The organism is Escherichia sp. WS568, from assembly GCF_046486085.1.
In the GTDB taxonomy this organism is placed as follows: Bacteria; Pseudomonadota; Gammaproteobacteria; order Enterobacterales; family Enterobacteriaceae; genus Escherichia; species Escherichia coli.
Genome location: NZ_JBJQMC010000006.1, coordinates 50,266 through 65,183 on the forward strand (window position 1 = coordinate 50,266; position 14,918 = coordinate 65,183).

The window sequence follows — 14,918 nt, forward strand, 5'->3', positions numbered from 1 at the left end:
TCAATAGGTTGAAATAACTCCAGGAATTTGCTGATATTCCGCCTTCAGAGGGTTTGCTATGATCAGCGGTTACTGTGATGTGCTTAATGATGCTCAAGTTAAACTCCACGCTTGCCGATAGCCAACCGCAGAATCATGTATTGTGTCCGGTGCGACTGACCACGCCTGACAGACTAAGTAAGATGGGGAAAGCATGAGCACCATTGTGATTTTTTTAGCTGCTTTGCTGGCCTGCTCACTACTTGCGGGATGGCTGATAAAAGTGCGATCCAGACGGCGTCAACTGCCCTGGACCAACGCTTTCGCAGACGCGCAAACGCGCAAACTCACACCTGAAGAACGTAGCGCCGTTGAAAATTATCTTGAGAGCCTGACGCAGGTATTACAGGTGCCTGGCCCAACGGGAGCCAGCGCGGCACCGATCTCTCTGGCGCTGAATGCCGAAAGCAACAACGTCATGATGCTAACACACGCTATCACGCGTTACGGCATCTCTACCGACGATCCGAATAAATGGCGTTACTACCTCGATTCGGTAGAAGTCCACCTGCCCCCTTTCTGGGAGCAGTACATCAACGATGAGAATACCGTTGAACTGATTCATACCGATTCGCTGCCGCTGGTTATTTCACTCAACGGTCATACGCTGCAGGAGTACATGCAGGAAACTCGCGGCTATGCCTTGCAACCTGTTCCGTCAACACAGGCGTCGATTCGCGGGGAAGAGAGTGAGCAAATCGAGCTACTCAATATTCGCAAAGAAACGCACGAAGAGTATGCGCTAAGTCGTCCGCGCGGGCTGCGCGAAGCGTTGCTGATTGTAGCCTCCTTCCTGATGTTCTTTTTCTGCCTGATTACCCCGGATGTATTTGTTCCGTGGCTGGCAGGCGGCGCGTTACTGCTGCTGGGCGCAGGACTGTGGGGGCTATTCGCGCCCCCGGCAAAATCCTCCCTGCGGGAAATTCATTGTCTACGCGGCACACCCCGTCGTTGGGGATTGTTTGGCGAAAACGATCAGGAACAGATCAACAATATTTCACTCGGTATTATCGACCTGGTCTATCCCGCACACTGGCAGCCCTACATTGCTCAGGATCTTGGTCAACAAACCGATATCGATATCTATCTCGACCGCCACGTAGTGCGTCAGGGGCGATATCTTTCGCTGCATGATGAAGTAAAAAACTTTCCGTTACAGCACTGGCTGCGCAGTACGATTATCGCTGCGGGCTCGCTGCTGGTGCTGTTTATGCTGTTATTCTGGATCCCGCTGGATATGCCGCTGAAATTCACCCTCTCGTGGATGAAAGGCGCACAGACCATTGAAGCCACCAGCGTAAAACAACTGGCTGACGCTGGCGTGCGGGTTGGCGATACATTGCGTATTAGCGGTACGGGAATGTGTAATATTCGCACTTCCGGAACCTGGAGCGCGAAAACCAATTCACCTTTTTTACCGTTTGACTGCTCGCAGATCATCTGGAATGACGCCCGCTCATTGCCATTACCAGAATCTGAACTGGTCAACAAAGCGACGGCTTTGACCGAAGCAGTTAATCGCCAGCTGCACCCTAAACCGGAAGATGAATCTCGCGTCAGCGCCTCATTACGTTCAGCAATTCAAAAATCCGGCATGGTATTGCTTGATGATTTTGGCGACATTGTACTGAAGACAGCGGATTTATGTTCTGCCAAAGATGACTGTGTGCGACTGAAAAATGCGCTGGTCAATCTCGGCAACAGTAAAGACTGGGACGCGCTGGTAAAACGCGCCAACGCCGGGAAACTCGATGGCGTGAATGTGTTATTACGCCCGGTGAGTGCGGAATCACTGGATAACCTGGTGGCAACCTCCACCGCGCCGTTTATCACGCATGAAACGGCGCGAGCGGCACAATCACTAAACAGTCCGGCCCCCGGTGGATTCCTGATTGTCAGCGACGAAGGCAGCGATTTTGTTGATCAGCCCTGGCCTTCGGCATCACTTTACGACTACCCGCCGCAAGAACAGTGGAACGCTTTCCAGAAACTGGCACAAATGCTGATGCATACGCCGTTTAACGCCGAAGGTATCGTCACAAAAATCTTCACTGACGCCAATGGTACGCAGCATATTGGCCTTCATCCGATCCCGGATCGTTCCGGCCTGTGGCGCTATCTCAGCACCACGCTGCTGCTACTGACGATGCTGGGTAGCGCCATTTATAATGGCGTACAGGCCTGGCGTCGTTACCAGCGTCATCGCACTCGCATGATGAAGATTCAGGCCTATTATGAAAGCTGCCTGAACCCGCAACTGATCACCCCTTCAGAAAGCCTTATCGAATAACACGTTTGCGCGGCAGGTTATGCTACCCTGTCGCGCAAATTGCTTCACTCTGGAGATTTCCCTCATGCATATCAACATTGCCTGGCAGGACGTAGATACCGTTCTGCTGGATATGGACGGCACGTTGCTCGACCTCGCCTTCGATAACTATTTCTGGCAAAAGCTGGTGCCTGAAACATGGGGCGCGAAAAACGGGGTTACGCCACAGGAAGCGATGGAATATATGCGCCAGCAATATCACGACGTACAGCATACGCTAAACTGGTACTGTCTTGATTACTGGAGTGAGCAACTGGGTCTGGATATCTGTGCGATGACCACCGAGATGGGACCGCGCGCCGTACTGCGTGAAGATACCATTCCGTTTCTTGAGGCACTGAAAGCCAGCGGTAAGCAGCGAATTTTGCTCACCAATGCGCATCCGCACAACCTGGCGGTAAAACTTGAGCATACCGGTCTGGACGCACACCTTGATTTATTACTTTCCACCCACACATTTGGTTATCCGAAAGAGGATCAGCGGTTATGGCATGCGGTGGCCGAAGCTACGGGTCTTAAAGCTGAAAGAACGCTGTTTATTGATGACAGCGAAGCGATTCTCGATGCTGCCGCGCAATTTGGTATTCGTTACTGCCTCGGTGTGACTAATCCTGACTCCGGGATTGCCGAGAAACAGTATCAACGCCATCCGTCACTGAATGACTACCGCCGCCTGATCCCCTCGCTAATGTGAAGGAGATGCCATGAAAGAAAAACCTGCTGTTGAGGTTCGACTGGATAAATGGCTATGGGCTGCCCGTTTTTATAAAACCCGCGCGCTGGCCCGTGAAATGATTGAAGGCGGTAAGGTGCATTACAACGGGCAGCGCAGCAAGCCAAGCAAAATCGTCGAGCTGAATGCCACGCTCACTCTGCGCCAGGGAAATGACGAACGCACGGTGATTGTAAAGGCGATTACTGAACAGCGTCGCCCCGCCAGCGAGGCAGCCTTGCTGTATGAAGAGACTGCGGAAAGTGTAGAGAAACGCGAAAAAATGGCGCTGGCACGTAAACTTAATGCCTTAACCATGCCGCATCCGGACCGACGCCCGGACAAAAAAGAGCGCCGCGACCTGTTACGATTTAAACACGGCGACAGTGAATAACTGTCACCTGCAAGAGAGATGATTATGCCGCAACATGACCAATTACATCGCTATCTGTTTGAAAACTTTGCCGTTCGCGGCGAACTGGTAACCGTTTCGGAAACCCTGCAACAGATCCTTGAGAATCACGATTATCCGCAGCCCGTTAAAAACGTGCTGGCAGAACTGCTGGTTGCGACCAGCCTGTTAACCGCTACGTTGAAGTTTGATGGTGATATCACCGTACAGCTGCAAGGCGACGGTCCGATGAATCTGGCGGTTATTAACGGTAACAACAACCAGCAGATGCGCGGTGTAGCGCGCGTGCAGGGCGAAATTCCAGAAAATGCCGACCTGAAAACGCTGGTCGGCAATGGTTACGTGGTGATCACCATCACCCCAAGCGAAGGCGAACGCTATCAGGGCGTGGTGGGTCTGGAAGGTGATACCCTGGCGGCCTGCCTGGAAGATTACTTTATGCGTTCTGAACAGTTGCCGACGCGCCTGTTTATTCGCACCGGCGACGTAGACGGCAAACCGGCTGCAGGCGGTATGTTGTTGCAGGTAATGCCTGCGCAAAATGCCCAGCAGGACGACTTTGACCACCTGGCGACGCTAACCGAAACCATCAAAACCGAAGAACTGCTGACCTTACCGGCAAACGAAGTGTTGTGGCGTTTGTATCACGAAGAAGAGGTGACGGTTTACGATCCGCAGGATGTGGAGTTCAAATGCACCTGCTCGCGTGAACGTTGCGCCGACGCGCTAAAAACGCTGCCGGATGAAGAAGTCGATAGCATCCTGGCGGAAGATGGCGAAATTGACATGCATTGTGATTACTGCGGTAACCACTATCTGTTCAATGCGATGGATATTGCTGAAATCCGCAACAACGCGTCTCCGGCAGATCCGCAAGTTCATTAATGAGTATGTCCGGCAGAGAGGGCTCTGCCGGATTTTACGACGTAATGGCCTGATGCGCTGCGCTTACCAGGCCTATGAAATAAATCGCAAGTTATTTTGGTCAGATACAGCGTCGTATCCGTTAAAAGCGTTGTCACTTACTTAAGTTTATTTCCAGCGTTTCACCATCTACCGTCAGATCGCGCCACGCTTTAGGCCTCGTCCCCAGCTTTCCATCCTTCGCAGCAGCGAGTAATTTTTCTTTCGTTATTTGGCGCGGAAGTAAACTCATATCAAGCGCGTCCCATTCTTTTCTATCTGAGTCAAAGCCATAGACAATGACTCTGTCATCATTAAAAGCAAACAGGATCCGCTCCGCCTGACCATCACTATTCAGATCTTGCTCGACCAGTACGCAGGCGTCTTTTTCAATACAGGTCATCACGTTAAAGCGATCCTGGATTAAGGCCGACCAGAATGTCGCATCCGGTTTACCAGAACCTGGGGCAATTAACACATTATCGGCTAATACTTTTTCCGATACCTGTTCCTGAAGATGTTGCTCTCCATCTAACGCCATCAGCAGATCCCGCGCGCGTTTCGGGTCTTTCATAAACCCGGCATCGCTTTTCAGCGACTCAAGCGCCGCACGTCCATAGCGACCGCTCTGTTCGAGCATGTAGATAGTTACCTGGTCTGGCGTGTTTTTGCCGCTCTGATAACGCGCCATATGACTGTTCACACTAATGCGCATACTATCCAGCACCGGCGAATTAAGAAGCACCAGTATTACCAACACCAATAACGAAACCGCAAGGTTCACTTTGCCCTGAAGAACAAGAGGGTTTTGCTCTTTACGCCAGACGATACTGACAAAATACCCCAGCGACCATACCAGTAACACCAGCACCGCCAGCGCGCCCTGCAAGCGGTCGACAGTCCAGCCGTACTGAGCGACCCGCAGCCATAACGCCCAGGCGGCGACGAACACATACAGCGGAGCAGCCAGCAGAGCGGTTTTAATCAGGCAACGCAACGGCCCCGTCCAGGGAAGTGACGCTTTTTGCGGATCGCGGACAATAGCCATTAAGATCAATTGCAAAAAGGCCAGCGTTAACAGCAACCCAGCGGCGGAGATGTGGCGAGAAATCGCGCTCAGGCCCGTAAACGGCAGGGTGATAATAAACATCAGGGTTAGCAATGATACTAACGGCAGCAACCCCGTGGCGATTAACGTGAACAACTTTTGAATAGAGTCGATTAAACGTGACTGTGTTCGCGCGAGGATCACCGCCAGCGCGGTAACCAGACCTAACGTTAGATAAATAAACCAGTCGGTTGCAAAAAAGAGCGTTTTGAAAAACGTGATGCCAACAAGTTTAAACAACTCACTCCACAGTAAAAGCACCAGCCACGTCAGGCCATTGGCGAGAAAAATCACCAGTAATATAAGTACGTTATGCCATACTGACTGGTAAAAATAGCGATAGCGGCTACTGTCATTGCGGATGCGAAGGCTTTGTTGTATCCACGGTAGCAACAACATTGCCATCAGCAGCAGATAGCAGCCAAAATCCCAAATCGCCTTTTCAGCTCTCCAGGGGGTCATGCCATCAATTTGCCACTTTAGCCAACCGCTCATCCCTAGCGTGGCAATAAACACCAGCGCCAGCCATCCCCAAAGGCGCTTCTGTTTAAAGGAGATCACGGAGAAGAGTAAAACGGATGAAAACGCGACGGTCGCAGGCACGCCATAAACAATCCAACTGAGATTTTTTCCTGCAAGCCAGGCGATCAGCAGGTAGCAAACCAGACCCTGAAGTAATCCGGTAGCAATCATCCCCCAACGTGTTGCGGGTGAAAGTTCAACGCTATCCATGTTAGTTATCCAGAATCAAAAAGTGGGTTAATTATCGCATCCAGGCCGTAGTATTTTGCTTTTTTCAGAAAATAATCAAAAAAAGTTAGCGTGGTGAATCGATACTTTACCGATTGAATTTGCATCAATTTCATTCAGGAATGCGATTCCACTCACAATATTCCCGCCATATAAACCAAGATTTAACCTTTTGAGAACATTTTCCACACCTAAAATGCTATTTCTGCGATAATAGCAACCGTTTCGTGACAGGAATCACGGAGTTTTTTGTCAAATATGAATTTCTCCAGATACGTAAATCTATGAGCCTTGTCGCGGTTAACACCCCCAAAAAGACTTTACTATTCAGGCAATACATATTGGCTAAGGAGCAGTGAAATGCGCGTTAACAATGGTTTGACCCCGCAAGAACTCGAGGCTTATGGTATCAGTGACGTACATGATATCGTTTACAACCCAAGCTACGACCTGCTGTATCAGGAAGAGCTCGATCCGAGCCTGACAGGTTATGAGCGCGGGGTGTTAACTAATCTGGGTGCCGTTGCCGTCGATACCGGGATCTTCACCGGTCGTTCACCAAAAGATAAGTATATCGTCCGTGACGATACCACTCGCGATACTTTCTGGTGGGCAGACAAAGGCAAAGGTAAGAACGACAACAAACCTCTCTCTCCGGAAACCTGGCAGCATCTTAAAGGCCTGGTGACCAAACAGCTTTCCGGCAAACGTCTGTTCGTTGTCGACGCTTTCTGTGGTGCGAACCCGGATACTCGTCTTTCCGTCCGTTTCATCACCGAAGTGGCCTGGCAGGCGCATTTTGTCAAAAACATGTTTATTCGCCCGAGCGATGAAGAGCTGGCAGGTTTCAAACCAGACTTTATCGTTATGAACGGCGCGAAGTGCACTAACCCGCAGTGGAAAGAACAGGGTCTGAACTCCGAAAACTTCGTGGCGTTTAACCTGACCGAGCGCATGCAGCTGATTGGCGGCACCTGGTACGGCGGCGAAATGAAGAAAGGGATGTTCTCAATGATGAACTACCTGCTGCCGCTGAAAGGTATCGCTTCTATGCACTGCTCCGCCAACGTTGGTGAGAAAGGCGATGTTGCGGTGTTCTTCGGCCTTTCCGGCACCGGTAAAACCACCCTTTCCACCGACCCGAAACGTCGCCTGATTGGCGATGACGAACACGGCTGGGACGATGACGGCGTGTTTAACTTTGAAGGCGGCTGCTACGCAAAAACTATCAAGCTGTCGAAAGAAGCGGAACCTGAAATCTACAACGCTATCCGTCGTGATGCGCTGCTGGAAAACGTCACCGTGCGTGAAGATGGTTCTATCGACTTTGATGATGGTTCAAAAACCGAGAACACCCGCGTTTCTTATCCTATCTATCACATTGAAAACATCGTTAAGCCGGTGTCCAAAGCGGGCCACGCAACTAAGGTTATCTTCCTGACTGCTGATGCTTTCGGCGTGCTGCCGCCGGTTTCTCGTCTGACTGCCGATCAAACCCAGTACCACTTCCTCTCTGGCTTCACCGCCAAACTGGCTGGTACAGAGCGCGGCATCACCGAACCGACGCCAACCTTCTCCGCCTGCTTCGGCGCGGCATTCCTGTCGCTGCACCCAACTCAGTACGCAGAAGTGCTGGTGAAACGTATGCAGGCGGCAGGCGCGCAGGCGTATCTGGTTAACACCGGCTGGAACGGCACTGGCAAACGTATCTCGATTAAAGATACCCGCGCCATTATCGACGCCATCCTCAACGGTTCGCTGGATAACGCAGAAACCTTCACTCTGCCGATGTTTAACCTGGCGATCCCAACCGAACTGCCGGGCGTAGACACGAAGATCCTCGATCCGCGTAACACCTACGCTTCCCCGGAACAGTGGCAGGAAAAAGCCGAAACCCTGGCGAAACTGTTTATCGACAACTTTGATAAATACACCGACACCCCTGCGGGTGCCGCGCTGGTAGCGGCAGGTCCTAAGCTGTAATCAGCTGATATCTCATTGACCCCTTATCCAAACGGATAAGGGGTTTTTTTATCTAATTAGCTACCAATATGTACACGGTACACTTATAATTATCAATAGACCGCAGGATGCATTATGTTCACCTTTATTGAACTACAAGGATTTAGCAAACGCCGCCAGTTATTGCTACCTGATGATGAGTTCCGGGCTTTTCAGGAACTACTCATTCAAGATCCCACTGCCGGTGACATTATCGCAGGCACAGGCAGTTTTAGAAAAATTCGCTGGAACCGTTCTGGAATGGGGAAACGGGGTGGCACTCGGATAATTTATTACAACGTAACACGCAATGGCCGAATTTATCTGGCGTTGATTTATCCTAAAAATGAACAGGATGATTTAACAGAAGAACAAAGAAAGGCATTGAAACTATTGTCCGAGAAGCTGCTTTAATGTTGAAGCTCCACAAATTCCACCATGGCCGAAATGTCAACGGAGGCATTGAAAACAGATGAAAGATGAATTATTTGCTGATCTTCTTGCCAGCGCAGAAGAAATGGTACGCATCGAAAAGGGTGAAGAAACGCCAGAACCAGAGCACGTCCATACTTTTAGCGAAATCGATGTAAAAGCGATCCGTGAAGCAACGGGTTTACGTCAGCAAGATTTTGCTGTCGCCGTAGGGGTAAGTTATGACCTGGTCAAAAGCTGGGAAACCAAACGCCGTCAGCCTACCGGAGCACCCCGAAAATTGCTCCTGCTTTTGCAAGCGAATCCTTTCATTATCAATCAATTGAAAACAATCTAAAAACGGGAGGCACCTTCACCTCCCGTTTTATTTACCCTTCTTTTGTCATGCCCTGCGCCCGCGTTACCGGCACTGGCAGCCAGGCACGAATGGAAAGCCCGCCCCGCTCGCTGGTGCCAAGCTCCAACATGCCGTTATGGTTATCCACGATACGCTGCACAATCGCCAGCCCTAATCCCGTGCCGCTAATAGTGCGCGCACTGTCGCCACGAACAAACGGCTGGAACAGGTGCTTACGTTGTTCCGGCGCAATACCCGGACCGTCATCTTCTACCTGGAACCAGGCGCGATTCGGCTCCGTGCCGCTGCTGACTTTGATCCAGCCATTGCCGTAACGGGCGGCGTTGACCACCATATTCGCCACCGCGCGTTTGATCGACAGCGGGTGCATTTTCACCTCAATGCTGCCGGGGTAAAGCGCGGTTTCAATTTCCCGCTCATAGCCACTTTCGGCGGCAATCACCTCACCGAGCACGGCGTTGAGATCCGCCATTTCCATCGGCATCTCCTGCCCGGTGCGCAGGTAGTCGATAAACTGCTCAATGATGGCGTTGCACTCTTCGATATCTTTATTGATCGATTCTGCCAGGTAGCCATCCTGCTCGCTCATCATCTCGGTCGCCAGACGAATACGCGTCAGCGGCGTGCGCAGATCATGGCTTACCCCCGCCATCAGCAGCGTACGGTCATCCGCCAGTTGCTTAACACCAGCCGCCATATGGTTAAAGGCGCGGGTAACGGAACGCACCTCCGAAGCGCCATATTCACGCAGCGGCGGCGGAATAATCCCTTTACCCACCTGCAAGGCTGCGTGTTCGAGATCGACCAACGGTCGGTTCTGGATACGAATAAACAGCCACGCCCCGCCTATCGCCAATAGCATAATCGCCAACGTATAGCGGAACAGCGGGGAGAAATCGCCCTGATGAATTTCGGTTAGCGGCACGCGTACCCAGATATTGGGCGACAACCAGGTTTTCAGCCAGACGACAGGCGAACTTTTGTTGACCTCGACGCGCACTTCCGTCGGGCCGCCCAGTTGCTGCGCCATCTGATGGCTTAAGAATTCATAGTGTTGTGCCCAACGCAGACCTGCCTCTTCGGCAGCTTCGTTGGAATAGAGAGAGATCCCCAGCTCACGGTAGATCTCCCGACGGAAAGCGGGAGGCACAACCAACTGCGTGCCGTCCTCCAGTTGCAGTTTGTCGGTCATCAACATACGCACTTCGTACGCGAGGACTTTATTAAACTGCTGGAGGCTCGGCAAAATCGCGAAGTTCAGCACCACCAGATAAGTCGTCACCAGGCTGACGAACAGCAAGGTGACGATGAGCAATAACGTGCGGGCAAATGAACTTCGTGGCGAGAAGCGCAATCGCCTCATGCTTTAGAACCGTCCGGTACAAAGACGTAGCCCAGACCCCAGACGGTCTGAATGTAACGCGGATGCGCCGGATCTTCTTCCACCATGCGGCGTAGACGCGAAATCTGCACGTCGATGGAGCGTTCCATTGCGGAGTATTCACGGCCACGGGCAAGGTTCATCAGCTTATCGCGGGAGAGCGGCTCACGCGGATGGCTGACCAGTGCCTTCAGTACCGCAAACTCACCGCTGGTGAGCGGCATCGGCTCATCTTCGCGGAACATTTCACGCGTACCGAGGTTAAGTTTGAACTTACCGAAAGCAATTACCGCCTCTTCCTGTGACGGCGCGCCCGGCAGTTCGTTGGCCTGACGACGCAGCACTGCACGAATGCGGGCCAGCAATTCACGCGGGTTAAACGGTTTTGGAATGTAGTCGTCAGCGCCAATCTCCAGGCCAACGATACGGTCCACTTCTTCCCCTTTCGCCGTCACCATAATGATCGGCATCGGATTGCTCTGGCTACGAAGACGTCGGCAAATCGACAAGCCATCTTCACCAGGTAACATCAAATCCAGTACCATAAGATGGAAAGATTCACGAGTCAGCAGGCGATCCATCTGTTCTGCATTAGCGACGCTTCGAACCTGGAAGCCTTGTTCGGTGAGATAACGTTCCAGCAGCGCGCGCAGGCGCATGTCGTCATCAACCACCAGAATCTTGTAGTTCTCTTGCATTGTTTGTACTCCCAAAGGTTCGCAACAATTTGTAAGCGTGTATTCTTAAAAAAGCTCACGTTCGTCACCAGCTAAATCTGGTATGAATTTCAGCCTAAATTGTTACAAAGCATATTAAACAGCAGCTTAAGTATACAATTTATTCGGCGAAACATTATTGATTCTGTTGATATGATCACGTTATACCCAATGTGCGCATTATCAAACAGACAAAGGGAATCAACGAGATGAAAACGCCCCTGGTTACCCGGGAAGGGTATGAAAAACTCAAACAAGAGCTTAATTATCTCTGGCGTGAAGAACGCCCGGAGGTCACAAAGAAAGTGACCTGGGCCGCAAGTTTGGGCGACCGCAGCGAAAATGCTGACTATCAGTATAATAAAAAGCGCCTGCGTGAAATCGACCGTCGCGTGCGCTATCTCACTAAATGCATGGAAAATCTCAAAATCGTCGATTACTCCCCGCAGCAGGAAGGCAAAGTCTTTTTTGGCGCGTGGGTGGAGATTGAAAACGACGATGGCGTGACTCACCGTTTCCGTATTGTCGGCTACGATGAAATTTTTGGCCGTAAAGATTACATCTCTATCGATTCCCCGATGGCCCGCGCATTGCTGAAAAAAGAAGTCGGCGATCTGGCGGTGGTGAATACCCCTGCCGGGGAAGCGAGCTGGTATGTTAATGCTATCGAGTACGTGAAACCGTAAGGAAGAGTCTTAACCTCCTGCCGATGGCTGGCATTTTTGCCAGCCAGTCCGTATAACTATCCCCTGATTTTTGATCCGAAAAGATGAACTCAAACCATGATGAATGATTCGTTCTGCCGCATTATTGCGGGTGAAATTCAGGCGCGCCCGGAACAGGTTGACGCTGCCGTTCGCCTGCTTGACGAAGGGAATACCGTGCCGTTTATCGCACGTTATCGTAAGGAAATCACCGGCGGTCTGGATGACACGCAGCTGCGTAATCTGGAAACGCGTCTGAGCTATCTGCGCGAGCTGGAAGAGAGGCGTCAGGCGATCCTCAAATCCATTTCCGAGCAAGGCAAACTCACCGATGATCTGGCGAAGGCCATCAACGCCACCTTAAGCAAAACCGAACTCGAAGACCTCTACCTACCCTACAAACCTAAACGCCGCACCCGCGGGCAAATCGCCATTGAAGCAGGGCTTGAGCCGTTGGCTGACCTGCTGTGGAGCGATCCGTCACACACGCCAGAAGTCGCGGCTGCACAATATGTTGATGCAGATAAAGGCGTGGCAGATACCAAAGCCGCGCTGGACGGCGCGCGCTATATCCTGATGGAACGGTTTGCCGAAGATGCCGCGCTGCTGGCAAAAGTGCGTGATTATCTGTGGAAGAACGCGCATTTGGTTTCGACGGTGGTGAGCGGTAAAGAAGAGGAAGGGGCGAAATTCCGCGACTATTTCGATCATCACGAACCGCTATCCACGGTGCCTTCTCACCGCGCGCTGGCGATGTTCCGTGGGCGTAACGAAGGCATACTTCAGCTTTCGCTGAATGCCGATCCGCAGTTCGAAGAGCCGCCGAAAGAGAGCTATTGCGAGCAAATCATCATGGATCACCTTGGCCTGCGCCTGAACAATGCCCCGGCGGATAGCTGGCGCAAAGGCGTGGTGAGCTGGACGTGGCGCATCAAGGTGCTGATGCATCTGGAAACCGAACTGATGGGCACCGTGCGCGAACGCGCGGAAGATGAAGCAATCAACGTCTTTGCCCGTAACCTGCACGATCTGCTGATGGCGGCCCCAGCCGGACTGCGTGCAACGATGGGCCTCGATCCGGGTCTGCGTACCGGGGTAAAAGTAGCGGTGGTCGATGCAACTGGCAAACTGGTGGCGACCGATACCATTTATCCACATACCGGACAAGCCGCAAAAGCAGCGATGACCGTTGCTGCCCTGTGTGAAAAGCATAACGTTGAACTGGTGGCGATCGGCAACGGTACAGCTTCCCGCGAAACCGAGCGTTTCTATCTCGACGTGCAGAAGCAGTTCCCGAAAGTGAGCGCGCAGAAAGTGATCGTCAGCGAAGCTGGCGCGTCGGTTTACTCGGCTTCCGAGCTGGCAGCACAGGAGTTCCCGGATCTCGACGTTTCGCTGCGTGGCGCGGTGTCTATAGCCCGCCGTTTGCAGGATCCGCTGGCGGAGCTGGTGAAAATCGATCCGAAATCTATCGGCGTAGGTCAGTATCAGCATGACGTCAGCCAGACGCAACTGGCCCGCAAACTGGACGCAATAGTAGAAGACTGCGTAAACGCCGTTGGCGTCGATCTCAACACCGCTTCTGTTCCGCTGTTAACTCGCGTGGCGGGCCTGACGCGCATGATGGCGCAAAACATCGTTGCCTGGCGCGATGAGAACGGTCAGTTCCAGAACCGTCAGCAACTGCTGAAAGTGAGCCGTCTGGGGCCGAAAGCCTTCGAGCAGTGCGCGGGCTTCTTGCGCATTAACCATGGTGATAACCCGCTGGACGCGTCTACCGTCCACCCGGAAGCCTATCCGGTGGTGGAACGCATTCTGGCAGCAACACAGCAGGCACTGAAAGATCTGATGGGTAACAGCAGCGAGTTGCGTAACCTGAAAGCGTCTGACTTTACTGATGAAAAATTCGGTGTACCGACGGTAACTGACATCATCAAAGAGCTGGAAAAACCGGGTCGCGATCCGCGTCCGGAATTTAAAACCGCTCAGTTTGCCGATGGCGTCGAAACGATGAACGACCTGCAACCGGGTATGATCCTCGAAGGTGCGGTGACCAACGTCACCAACTTTGGCGCGTTTGTCGATATTGGCGTTCATCAGGACGGCCTGGTTCACATCTCTTCATTGTCGAACAAGTTTGTGGAAGATCCGCATACCGTGGTGAAAGCGGGCGATATTGTGAAGGTGAAAGTGCTGGAAGTGGATCTTCAGCGCAAACGTATCGCCCTGACTATGCGTCTGGACGAGCAGCCTGGCGAAACCAACGCTCGTCGCGGCGGCGGTAATGAACGTCCGCAGAACAACCGCCCGGCAGCCAAACCGCGTGGGCGTGAAGCGCAGCCTGCCGGTAATAGCGCGATGATGGATGCGCTGGCGGCGGCAATGGGCAAAAAACGTTAAACGCCCGGACTGGCCCCTAAACCTGCGCGATTAGGCGTTCACGCCACATCTGGCAACGAACGCCTTGCCTGACATAAAAGTGCCGGAGAATATCTCCGGCCTTTTTATTCCACAAGCAAACTCATAATATATCCCGTTAATATTTATCATTTCATTAACAACTGAAACCTTAATTAAACATTAACCAGCCCTAATAATTCGTCATGCGAATTATATTTTCGCTGCGATATAACCTTGAGCCATATCAACATTGAGTCAGATTATTATTCAAACCAACATTCACACACATTTTAAGTATTGCTGATAGAAACCATTCTCATTATCATTGTACTGTTGATTATTTAATCTCTCCTTCGTTGGCAAATCATCTGGTCTCATGTCGCTGTCAAACGCCCCATGAGGTAGTTATCCAGTTAATGAGAAACAAGTAGGCACCTATGCAATACACTCCAGATACTGCGTGGAAAATCACTGGCTTTTCCCGTGAAATCAGCCCGGCATATCGCCAAAAACTGCTTTCTCTTGGCATGTTACCTGGCTCCTCTTTTAATGTGGTGCGCGTCGCTCCACTCGGCGACCCCATTCATATCGAAACCCGTCGTGTGAGCCTGGTATTACGCAAAAAAGATCTGGCCTTATTAGAAGTGGAAGCGGTTTCCTGTTAATACGGTGA

Annotated in this window: 13 protein-coding genes; 10 read left to right on the top strand and 3 right to left on the bottom strand. The window is 51.7% G+C overall.

The features are described 5' to 3' along the window. Positions 1 to 193 precede the first annotated feature (193 nt). From igaA to hslO, 4 genes are all read left to right on the top strand, one after another. Positions 194 to 2,329, top strand: coding sequence for an intracellular growth attenuator protein IgaA (gene igaA / locus ACJHWR_RS08710; RefSeq protein WP_000104522.1), 2,136 nt, complete (start codon positions 194 to 196; stop codon positions 2,327 to 2,329). A gap of 64 nt (positions 2,330 to 2,393) precedes the next feature. Beyond that, entirely contained in the window at positions 2,394 to 3,062 is a 669-nt protein-coding gene (gene yrfG / locus ACJHWR_RS08715; RefSeq protein WP_001295168.1) for a GMP/IMP nucleotidase, read from the top strand. 10 nt (positions 3,063 to 3,072) lie between these two features. Beyond that, on the top strand, positions 3,073 to 3,474 hold the full coding sequence (gene hslR, locus ACJHWR_RS08720) for a ribosome-associated heat shock protein Hsp15 (protein ID WP_000660483.1): 402 nt from the start codon (positions 3,073 to 3,075) through the stop codon (positions 3,472 to 3,474). A gap of 24 nt (positions 3,475 to 3,498) precedes the next feature. Continuing rightward, positions 3,499 to 4,377, top strand: coding sequence for an Hsp33 family molecular chaperone HslO (hslO, locus tag ACJHWR_RS08725; protein WP_001135574.1), 879 nt, complete (start codon positions 3,499 to 3,501; stop codon positions 4,375 to 4,377). A 133-nt stretch (positions 4,378 to 4,510) separates the two neighbouring features. Here hslO and ACJHWR_RS08730 read toward each other — a convergent pair whose 3' ends face one another. Further along, on the bottom strand, positions 4,511 to 6,235 hold the full coding sequence (locus ACJHWR_RS08730; protein ID WP_000378656.1) for a DUF4153 domain-containing protein: 1,725 nt from the start codon (positions 6,233 to 6,235) through the stop codon (positions 4,511 to 4,513). A 378-nt stretch (positions 6,236 to 6,613) separates the two neighbouring features. On the opposite strand from ACJHWR_RS08730, the gene pckA reads away from it, so the two are divergent. From pckA to nadS, 3 genes are all read left to right on the top strand, one after another. Further along, positions 6,614 to 8,236 carry a phosphoenolpyruvate carboxykinase (ATP) gene (gene pckA / locus ACJHWR_RS08735; RefSeq protein WP_001361659.1) on the top strand — a complete coding sequence of 541 codons (1,623 nt, stop codon included), beginning with the start codon at positions 6,614 to 6,616 and terminating at the stop codon, positions 8,234 to 8,236. A 114-nt stretch (positions 8,237 to 8,350) separates the two neighbouring features. Further along, positions 8,351 to 8,668 (top strand): type II toxin-antitoxin system RelE/ParE family toxin, encoded by a 318-nt coding sequence (locus ACJHWR_RS08740; RefSeq protein ID WP_000493757.1) that lies wholly within the window; start codon positions 8,351 to 8,353, stop codon positions 8,666 to 8,668. 58 nt (positions 8,669 to 8,726) lie between these two features. Next, entirely contained in the window at positions 8,727 to 9,023 is a 297-nt protein-coding gene (nadS, locus tag ACJHWR_RS08745; protein ID WP_000650976.1) for a NadS family protein, read from the top strand. Positions 9,024 to 9,054: 31 nt separating this feature from the next. On the opposite strand, the gene envZ is transcribed toward nadS, so the two are convergent. Beyond that, the gene (gene envZ, locus ACJHWR_RS08750; RefSeq protein ID WP_001253708.1) at positions 9,055 to 10,407 is read right to left on the bottom strand and encodes a two-component system sensor histidine kinase EnvZ; all 1,353 of its coding nucleotides are present in this window, start codon (positions 10,405 to 10,407) and stop codon (positions 9,055 to 9,057) included. Further along, positions 10,404 to 11,123 (bottom strand): two-component system response regulator OmpR, encoded by a 720-nt coding sequence (gene ompR / locus ACJHWR_RS08755; RefSeq protein ID WP_001157751.1) that lies wholly within the window; start codon positions 11,121 to 11,123, stop codon positions 10,404 to 10,406. Before ompR ends, envZ begins: the two co-directional genes overlap by 4 nt. 227 nt (positions 11,124 to 11,350) lie before the next feature. Between ompR and greB the strand changes: the two genes are divergently transcribed. The 3 genes from greB (at position 11,351) to feoA (ending at position 14,910) form a co-directional block, all read left to right on the top strand. Then, positions 11,351 to 11,827: a transcription elongation factor GreB gene (greB, locus tag ACJHWR_RS08760; protein ID WP_000856744.1), complete on the top strand. Its 477-nt coding sequence runs from the start codon at positions 11,351 to 11,353 to the stop codon at positions 11,825 to 11,827. A 96-nt stretch (positions 11,828 to 11,923) separates the two neighbouring features. Further along, positions 11,924 to 14,245, top strand: coding sequence for a Tex family protein (locus ACJHWR_RS08765; protein ID WP_410226692.1), 2,322 nt, complete (start codon positions 11,924 to 11,926; stop codon positions 14,243 to 14,245). 437 nt (positions 14,246 to 14,682) lie between these two features. Further along, positions 14,683 to 14,910, top strand: coding sequence for a ferrous iron transporter A (feoA, locus tag ACJHWR_RS08770; protein WP_001200455.1), 228 nt, complete (start codon positions 14,683 to 14,685; stop codon positions 14,908 to 14,910). The last annotated feature ends 8 nt before the right edge of the window (positions 14,911 to 14,918 follow it).

Excerpts from the sequence above, each read along its gene's own strand:
- feoA (WP_001200455.1), top strand. The coding sequence starts at position 14,683 with ATGCAATACACTCCAGATACTGCGTGGAAAATCACTGGCTTTTCCCGT.
- pckA (WP_001361659.1), top strand. The coding sequence starts at position 6,614 with ATGCGCGTTAACAATGGTTTGACCCCGCAAGAACTCGAGGCTTATGGT.
- hslO (WP_001135574.1), top strand. The coding sequence starts at position 3,499 with ATGCCGCAACATGACCAATTACATCGCTATCTGTTTGAAAACTTTGCC.
- ACJHWR_RS08730 (WP_000378656.1), bottom strand. The coding sequence starts at position 6,235 with ATGGATAGCGTTGAACTTTCACCCGCAACACGTTGGGGGATGATTGCT.
- ACJHWR_RS08765 (WP_410226692.1), top strand. The coding sequence starts at position 11,924 with ATGATGAATGATTCGTTCTGCCGCATTATTGCGGGTGAAATTCAGGCG.
- nadS (WP_000650976.1), top strand. The coding sequence starts at position 8,727 with ATGAAAGATGAATTATTTGCTGATCTTCTTGCCAGCGCAGAAGAAATG.
- igaA (WP_000104522.1), top strand. The coding sequence starts at position 194 with ATGAGCACCATTGTGATTTTTTTAGCTGCTTTGCTGGCCTGCTCACTA.
- yrfG (WP_001295168.1), top strand. The coding sequence starts at position 2,394 with ATGCATATCAACATTGCCTGGCAGGACGTAGATACCGTTCTGCTGGAT.
- hslR (WP_000660483.1), top strand. The coding sequence starts at position 3,073 with ATGAAAGAAAAACCTGCTGTTGAGGTTCGACTGGATAAATGGCTATGG.
- greB (WP_000856744.1), top strand. The coding sequence starts at position 11,351 with ATGAAAACGCCCCTGGTTACCCGGGAAGGGTATGAAAAACTCAAACAA.
- ompR (WP_001157751.1), bottom strand. The coding sequence starts at position 11,123 with ATGCAAGAGAACTACAAGATTCTGGTGGTTGATGACGACATGCGCCTG.
- envZ (WP_001253708.1), bottom strand. The coding sequence starts at position 10,407 with ATGAGGCGATTGCGCTTCTCGCCACGAAGTTCATTTGCCCGCACGTTA.
- ACJHWR_RS08740 (WP_000493757.1), top strand. The coding sequence starts at position 8,351 with ATGTTCACCTTTATTGAACTACAAGGATTTAGCAAACGCCGCCAGTTA.